The sequence below is a fragment of the Rhodococcus sp. GXMU-t2271 genome, assembly GCF_041414735.1.
In the GTDB taxonomy this organism is placed as follows: domain Bacteria; phylum Actinomycetota; class Actinomycetes; order Mycobacteriales; family Mycobacteriaceae; genus Rhodococcus; species Rhodococcus indonesiensis.
In genome coordinates this window covers 40,134-47,309 of record NZ_JAUIZP010000077.1, presented here as the reverse complement: position 1 = coordinate 47,309, position 7,176 = coordinate 40,134, and the positions used below count along the sequence as shown (strand labels likewise).

10 protein-coding genes and 1 pseudogene are annotated in these 7,176 nt (G+C 71.2%); 2 read left to right on the top strand and 9 right to left on the bottom strand.

Features of this window, described 5'->3' with window-relative positions:
- Positions 1–252: 252 nt before the first annotated feature.
- From QYS60_RS25290 to QYS60_RS25280, 3 genes are all read right to left on the bottom strand, one after another.
- Positions 253–474, bottom strand: a complete 222-nt coding sequence (locus tag QYS60_RS25290) for a GIY-YIG nuclease family protein (protein ID WP_003937946.1) — start codon at positions 472–474, stop codon at positions 253–255.
- A gap of 509 nt (positions 475–983) precedes the next feature.
- Positions 984–1,370, bottom strand: a complete 387-nt coding sequence (locus tag QYS60_RS25285) for an alpha/beta fold hydrolase (protein WP_371384603.1) — start codon at positions 1,368–1,370, stop codon at positions 984–986.
- A gap of 54 nt (positions 1,371–1,424) precedes the next feature.
- Complete coding sequence (locus QYS60_RS25280; protein WP_371384602.1) at positions 1,425–1,832, bottom strand: alpha/beta fold hydrolase; 408 nt, start codon at positions 1,830–1,832, stop codon at positions 1,425–1,427.
- A gap of 597 nt (positions 1,833–2,429) precedes the next feature.
- Between QYS60_RS25280 and QYS60_RS25275 the strand changes: the two are divergent.
- Positions 2,430–2,684: pseudogene (locus QYS60_RS25275) on the top strand (integrase); the annotation flags it as partial.
- 40 nt (positions 2,685–2,724) lie between these two features.
- Here the strand turns inward: QYS60_RS25275 and QYS60_RS25270 are convergent.
- The 3 genes from QYS60_RS25270 to QYS60_RS25260 form a co-directional block, all read right to left on the bottom strand.
- On the bottom strand, positions 2,725–2,955 hold the full coding sequence (locus QYS60_RS25270; RefSeq protein ID WP_371384601.1) for an alpha/beta hydrolase: 231 nt from the start codon (positions 2,953–2,955) through the stop codon (positions 2,725–2,727).
- A gap of 65 nt (positions 2,956–3,020) precedes the next feature.
- Complete coding sequence (locus QYS60_RS25265; protein ID WP_371384605.1) at positions 3,021–3,653, bottom strand: ATP-dependent Clp protease proteolytic subunit; 633 nt, start codon at positions 3,651–3,653, stop codon at positions 3,021–3,023.
- Between the two features lie 41 nt (positions 3,654–3,694).
- Entirely contained in the window at positions 3,695–3,964 is a 270-nt protein-coding gene (locus tag QYS60_RS25260) for a helix-turn-helix domain-containing protein (protein ID WP_371384600.1), read from the bottom strand.
- A gap of 118 nt (positions 3,965–4,082) precedes the next feature.
- Between QYS60_RS25260 and QYS60_RS25255 the strand changes: the two genes are divergently transcribed.
- The gene (locus tag QYS60_RS25255; protein ID WP_371384599.1) at positions 4,083–4,922 is read left to right on the top strand and encodes an alpha/beta fold hydrolase; all 840 of its coding nucleotides are present in this window, start codon (positions 4,083–4,085) and stop codon (positions 4,920–4,922) included.
- A gap of 85 nt (positions 4,923–5,007) precedes the next feature.
- Here the strand turns inward: QYS60_RS25255 and QYS60_RS25250 are convergent, their stop codons facing one another.
- The 3 genes from QYS60_RS25250 to QYS60_RS25240 all read right to left on the bottom strand — a co-directional run bounded on the left by QYS60_RS25250 (position 5,008) and on the right by QYS60_RS25240 (position 7,151).
- Positions 5,008–5,652: a hypothetical protein gene (locus QYS60_RS25250; RefSeq protein WP_003937952.1), complete on the bottom strand. Its 645-nt coding sequence runs from the start codon at positions 5,650–5,652 to the stop codon at positions 5,008–5,010.
- 231 nt (positions 5,653–5,883) lie between these two features.
- Positions 5,884–6,339, bottom strand: coding sequence for a universal stress protein (locus QYS60_RS25245; RefSeq protein ID WP_371384598.1), 456 nt, complete (start codon positions 6,337–6,339; stop codon positions 5,884–5,886).
- A gap of 311 nt (positions 6,340–6,650) precedes the next feature.
- Complete coding sequence (locus QYS60_RS25240) at positions 6,651–7,151, bottom strand: DUF427 domain-containing protein (RefSeq protein WP_371384597.1); 501 nt, start codon at positions 7,149–7,151, stop codon at positions 6,651–6,653.
- Positions 7,152–7,176 lie beyond the last annotated feature (25 nt).

Sequence of the window (7,176 nt, the reverse complement as noted above, 5' to 3'; positions counted from 1 at the left end):
CCCGCTGCTGCAGCGGCTTGACAGCAAACATAGGGACACCCCCCGCGTCAGGTGTGTATGACAAAACGGTGTCTGGCGTAGGGGCGTTCCGCAGTTCCCGTGCCGTCTCCGGGGTTTTCCAGAGGATGGACAAGGCTCGATCGGCCGAAGGCGGCCTTGTCGCGCTGCATGCCAGTAAGCACCCTCACCCGCTGGCAGGACTACCCAGGCATGGACCGCGGCATTCGGCGGGCCCCGGTGCAGTTCCCGGCGTCAGAACGAGGCGTCTTTTCTGCCGATGCTGATCCGGTATTCCTCCGCCTCGGGTTCGGCGGTGTAGGAGAGTACCTCCCCGACGTGCTGGCGTAGCACGTCGAGCACCTCCTCAGGGGTGGCGTAGAAGAATTCCCGCCGGGGGTTGACCTTGTTGACCCGGCGGTCGGGGAAGGCCTGGTGCAGCGTGTTTCCACGGTGACGTGCGCCGCCGGTGCTCATCGAGGATTTCCACAGGGTGGTCACGACCGCCCTGTTCGGCCCCAGCACCGCGAAGACCTCACCTGCTCACACCGTGAGGGACGCCCCCCGTCGACGGCGCGCACGTCCCCACCATGCGGGCTCATCCCCAGGGGATGAGCGTCGAGAAGCCCTTGTGGCGCAGGCCGGCGTGTACCTCGACGGGGACGGGCAGGCGGCGGAACCGGTGCAGCGGGGTGAAGGGCCGTCGATCATCCCGCGGCCGGTGGTGCCCAACGGTGCCGGGCTGTACCGGAACCTGCTCCGGCACGGGACTCCACCGAGACCGTCCCCTCTTCCGAGCGGAGCAGAGGCCACCGCCCGGAGGTGGGGACCGCGGCGGTGGGGCGAGTACCGATCGTGAGGGCGAGGTGCGCGCACGTCGAGCGCTGGTTGTTCGCGGACGCGCAAAAGCGGCCCTCGACATCGGATGGTCCGTCACCTGGGTCGGTTGCAGCTCGAGGTGGGCGTCGGATAGGTGATGTCCCGTCTCAGCTCGGTCGAGGCTGCCGGAGGAAGGTGTCCACCTCGCGGGTGAACGCCTGCGGTTCCTCGACGAACGGCGCATGCCCGCTGCGTTCGAACACGACCAGTCGACTGCCCGTGATCCCTGCGACCAGCTCGCGGGCACACGGAATCGGTGTCTGCGGATCGTGCCGCCCGACGGCCACCAGAGTGGGCGCCGTGACCTGGGTGAGACGGCGGTGGTAGTCCACCTCGCGGACCGTCTGCAACCAGATCGCCCGCGCCGGCTGCGGCCGTCGCCGGTCCCCGCGCTCGATCACGAACGGTTCGGCCAGGCGGGGATCGACGTACGAGGCGCCCTCGACGAGGTTGTCCAGGCGCCGGTAGCTGGCGAGGGTGCCACGGCCCACCATGTGGCGGGTGCCCCACCAAATGCACTGCCACCACTGCCGGTCGCGCCACGGGCTTCAGTTGTGCGGGATGCCCCAGCGGCGCGCGGCGGGGAAGCCGGACAGCGAGCCCACCAGCACCAGGCGCGCGACGAGGTCGGGTCGCTCGACGGCCAGCCCCAGCGCACACAGCGAGCTCATGCTGTGGCCCACGGTCGACACCGGTACCCCGATGCCCGCCACGGCGAGGGCCTCGGCGCAACAGTCGAGCATCTCGGGCATGTCGCCGCGCATCGGGCGCGACGACTGATAGGCCCCCGGCGGGTCGAAGGACACCACGGCGAAGCCGGCCCCGACGAGGACGTCGGCCAACAAGTCCTCCGCCATCGGCCGATGCGTCGACGCGTGCGGGTAGGGCGGTACCAGAACCGGCGGCCCCGTACCGCGCCGGTACACCGCCAAGCCCTCGTGCTCGAGGATGTCCACATCGCCTCCCGCAGGGCACCCGAGGAAGCACCCACCGTGTCCGGCCCCGGCCCTCAGCCAGCGTCGGCTGCTCCCATCGCACCCTGGGCCGGATGGCGTCCGTGATGCCACGGCTGCTGCCCGTCCTCGCGGGGCCTGGCATCGATGTTCGCCCCGATAAGCGCCTCCTGGCCGACTCTCATCGTCGCACCGGGAAGTAGTTCCGGTCTTCGCGGAAGCGCACCGAGCGTTATCCGCACCCTTGCAGAGCGGGTGCATGACGCAGCACGCCATCGAAAGGGACAGGTGTCCGGTGTGTTTCCTCGGCCCGGAGTCGGTGTCCGAGATGTGGGGCCGGCCGGCGCGCACGGGAACGGGGCGAGAGAGGAAGAGCGACAGTCGAACCTCGACGGGCTGTCCCTAGACGAGGGAAAGTCGCAGGAGGTGATCTCGATGCGGCTGCGCCATGCCGCGCCCACACCGTGAGCACCGACCTGTCCGCGGCCGCACGGCACCGACTCGACTCCGACTCCGGCGACGGCGCCCACGGCCCTACGCCCGGGCCGTGGTCGACATCCCACCCCTGCGCCCATGCGGTCGCGGTCACGGGTTGCGGGCACACCGTTGTCCGGGGCGGCGGTGCACCACGCGATCCGCCGCCGCGCCGAGCTGGCCGGCTACGACCCCGAGATCATGAGCCAGCTCGGTAGACACTCGCTGCGGGCCGGATTCGTCACCAGGCCTTCCGCAACGGCGCCAGTGCGCACGCGATCATGCGCCCGACCGGACACACCACCTCCCGCCATGCTCGAGGTCTACGCCCGCGAACACGCACCCCTGCTCGGCAACGCCGTGACGAAATTGGGTTTGTAGCGCCGAGAGCATCCCCGCTGACCGGCGCGACGACCCACCGCTACCACCCGACGTGGCGGGAGCGCGGTACCGGCACGACTGGGCACTGCTCACCGACCGGTGCACCGCCACCGACCAACTCCCGCCGCCCGCCGGCCGAGTCCCCTGCTGTTGCGATGCGTGTGGGCTCGATTCCTTGGGTAAGCAGCCACCAGAAGACCTTCTGTGCTTCGTCGAGTTGGTTCGGGTACGGATAGTCGGGTGTCCGGCGGTGATCGACCAGCACTTTCACACCGGCCGCCTGGCCGGGTGACCGGCGAGTTTGCGGTGACGTCCGGCCAGTGGCCGGCCCGACGATCACCCCCTGTCCGGCGGCCTCGGTGCGTGCAGCCTCCGATCCCCGCCGATCGCATCGACCAGGCCGTAGTCACGTGCCTGCTCGGCGGTCAGGATCCGGTGGGCGCGCATGTCCTGGGCGATCTCGTCGATGGGGTGGCGGCACAGGTCCGCGAGCCGTTGCTGCAGTGCCCGCAGTTCCTGCCGGTAGCGGTCCACCTGGGCGTCGACGGTTGCCGCGGGACCGTCGCACGCGGTGCGGGGCTCGCGCAGATGGAAGGTGGCGTGCGGCGCGGCGGTGCGCCGGTCGGCGGCCGCCAGGAGGGCGACGGCCGCGCCGGTGACGGCGCCGAGGCAACTCACCCGGATCGGCACACCCATCAGGTCGAGGGTGTCGAGGAGCGTCGTCGCGGTGTCGAGATCGGCGTCGACGTCGTGCAGCCACAGCTGCACCGGGTCGTCGCCGGAGGCGTCGAGCAGCGCGAGCGTGGCGGCGGCGCGGTTGGCGGCGTCGTGGCCGAGACGACCTGTGAGCCGGACGATCCGCTGGTCGAACAGTCGCTCGGTGAGCCAGTCGGAGCCGGGCGCGACGAGCGAGGTGTACTGCGCCGGTGCCGGAGCCGGCGGGCGCGGTTCGGGCTGCCACGGGGGCATCGGCGGGGGCGGGGGAGGGGGAGGAACGGGCGGCCAGATGTTCATGTCGTCTCCGGGGGCGGGTGGATCTGCCAGTCGACGGTCTGCCCCACCGCCTGTGCATACCGTTCGAGGGTGGACAGGCGCGGATCGAGATCGCCGCGCTCGAGTCGGGCCACCGCCGACTGGGAGGTGCCCATCCGGGCCGCAATCTCGGTCTGGCTCAGTCCCTGTCGTCGCCGGGCCGCCGCCAGCTCGTCCACCAGCGCTCGACGCCGGTCGGCGAGACGGTCCAGACCCGGGAACGACGTTCGGCGAGGCGACGTCGACATATCAGCAATGATATCTCGGCAATGCGCTACCGGACAGCCCTTGACACGGGCGGCGCTCGGCGCCGATCCTCGACCCATCCGAGACGGTTCCGCGTCCCGGCCCGACCCGGAGCACGCCATGACCATGCCCCGAATTCCGGACACGCGACGGTCGTACCTGCGGGTGCGCGACGTCGACCTGTACTGCGAGGACACCGGCGGTGAGGGCGAGCCGATCCTGTTCCTGCACGGGTTCCTCTTCGACGGGCGAATGTACGAGGCGCAGATCGCGGCACTGCGGGATCGGTACCGCTGCGTCACCCTCGACTTCCGCGGGCAGGGCCGGTCCGGGCACGCCCGGACCGGATACCAGCTCGAGCAACTCACCGCCGACGTGCTCACCGTGATCCGGCGGCTCGACCTCGCCCCGACACACCTGGTCGGTCTGTCCATGGGCGGCTTCGTCGGCATGCGCATCGGCGCGCGGGAACCGGACCTGTTGCGCTCGCTGACCCTGCTCAACACCGGCGCATCCCCGCATCCGCCCGGGCGGTACCCGCTGCACCTTGCCCTCACGGCCGTGGCACGGTTGCTCGGGCCGTCGCCGGCCCCCGTGCTGCGGGGCATCGAGAAGGAACTCTACGGCGAACCGTTCCGCAGCGAACCCGGCCGAAAGGCCGACCGTGAGGTGTGGCGCAGACGATGGGAGACCGCCGATCGGTCGTCACTGGCGAACACGATGCTCGGCATGATGGTCCGCCCCGACATCCGGGACGAGCTTCCCGGCGTGAGTGTGCCGACGCTGATCGTCGCGGGGCAACTGGACGTCGAGATGCCACCGCGTCTCGCCCGCGAGATGCACACCCTGATCCCGGGCTCGCAACTGGTCGAACTCGACGGTGTCGGTCACAGCGCGACGCTCGAAGACCCGGCCCGGGTCACCGGGATCCTGGAGCGCTTCCTCGCCGAGATCGGCTGACCGGCGAGAACACTCCCGGCGGTGCGTGGCGCCCGGTCCGTCAGGCCCCTCACCCGGGCGGCGACACCGTCCCGACCCGCGCGTCCTAGATCGGACGGAACCCCGCCCCGGCCCCGCCCCGCGCATCGGCGTCACCGACGACGGCCGTCATGCTCGTGCCGACCTCCGGACCGAGGCAGGCAACGGTGAGGTAGCCGTTCACCATGCCGACGAGGGTGGTTCCGACCACCACCGGACCTCCCGAGTCGCCGAGGTCGACGCACGTCTGCGTCCAGGTCTGCCCCGAACCGAACACATCGCCGTAGGCCACCCCGCAGGTATGTCCCGTGGTGCGGCCCTGCTTGCAGACGATGTCCGGGAACTGCGCCGGACCCCCGATCCCCGTGATCGTCGTGTTTCCGACCCGATTCACGGGCACCACCTTCGCCGGCTCGAACACGATCACCGCGTAGTCCAAGTCCGCATCGGTGTAGGCGATCGTGCCGACCACACCGGCATCCGGATCTGCCTCCGAGGCGACCGTGGACCCGGCGTTTCCGCAGTGCCCCGCCGTGAATCCGACCAGCCGGCCCCCGGAATCGGGACCGATCGTGGTGAGGGTGCAGTAGTTCCGGCCGTCCATGACGATGCCGGAACCGCCGCCGAGGACGGCCGGATCGGCGGCCGCTGCAACACCGGTGCCGGCGAGCAGCGACGCGCCGACGGCGAGAACGAGGATGCCGAGTCTCATGGCGGGCCTCTTCCGAAGGTCGAGCGAACGAGTCGGACACGCGCAGGAAGGGGGGTCGCGCGTACGATCCACCGCCCTCGGGCGCTGCTTCTCGATCATCCGCCGCCCCCGGGGCTGTTCGCAGCGTTTTCCGGGACGAGAAGGCGCGGCGGGGCCGATCCGGGGAGGGGGACCACCGGATCGGCAGATCGGGGCGGCCCGGTGCGCCGGGGGAGCGTCGTCGCGATCGCCTCAGGGCGAGACGGGCGGGGGCGGGGTGTCGCCGTGGATGACCAGCACCGGGCAGTGTGCGTGCTCGGCGCATGCGGCGCTGACCGAACCGAGCAGCAGGCCGCTGAAGCCGCCGTGCCCCCGGCTTCCCACCACCAGGAACTGCGCATCGCGGCTCTCGTCGAGCAGGACCCGCGCGGCTCCGCCGCGGCGAACCAGTTCCTGCACGGACACGCCGGGCTCGCTACCGAGGACGCCGGTGACCGTCTCGTGCAGCATCCCGGACGTTTCCCGCTCGGGGTCCCAGTCGGACGGCCAGCCTTCGGCGGCAGCCCAGGGAATCTCCCAGGCCGCCACGGCGTCGACCTCGAATCCCGCCGAGCGGGCGACGAATCGTGCCCACCGCAGTGCTCCCTTCGACGGCTCCGATCCGTCCACTCCGACCACGACGCGGCCGGTCACTTCGCCGCCGGTCACGTCGGCTCCTCTCCGGCCCGGCACGGTCGGGAACGATCGGACCGGTCCGCGCCGGGATCCTCGACGCGGCCGGCGCCGAGGGACGGTCGCTCACCGCATCCGGGCGGTACCGCTTCGTGCGGGCCGGTGCGTGACCGTCCGAGCGAACCCGCGAAGCCCGCGCCGGAGGGAGGGCTGGACTCGACCACCGGCCAGCGGGAGTGCCCTGCACCGGCGCGGTGCGTATCGACATCGGAAACGATGCCCATCGGCCCAGTCTAGTGCTCGCGCCGCCCGCAGGCGCGCATCGGCTTCGACGCACAGCGGAGCGGCTACCAGCCCGCCGACCCGGGGATTCCCTTGAACGGGCCGACGACCGAGCTGGTGATCCAGCCGCCGTAGAACCCGCCCGGTTGCGGGACGACCTCCTCGCCGTCGACGGTGCACCGGTCGACCTGCGCGGCCATCACCGCGACGGCCCCGGCGATCGCACGGAAGGCGGGGGTGGGATCGTGGTAGGTCCATGCCGCCTTCGGCGCGACCCGCGAGTCGGTCACCAGGTCGTAGTAGCTCGCCCTGCCCTTCCACTCGCACCACGACGAGCCCGGCGCCTCCCACAGCACCCCGTCGGCGAAGGCGTCGGCGGGAAGGTAGTAGGTCGGCGGATGGCTGGTCTCCAGTACCCGCCAGGCGCGCGTGGTCGACGCGATGGTCCGGCCGCCCAATTCCACGGTGATCGAGCCGGTGAAGGGCTCCACGCGGGGCGGACGGGGATAGTCCCAGACCGACTCCTGCCCCGCAGCAGGTTCGACGGGTTCCGGCCGGGTCGTCACGGCGACCTCCTCGTGGTCACCTCCC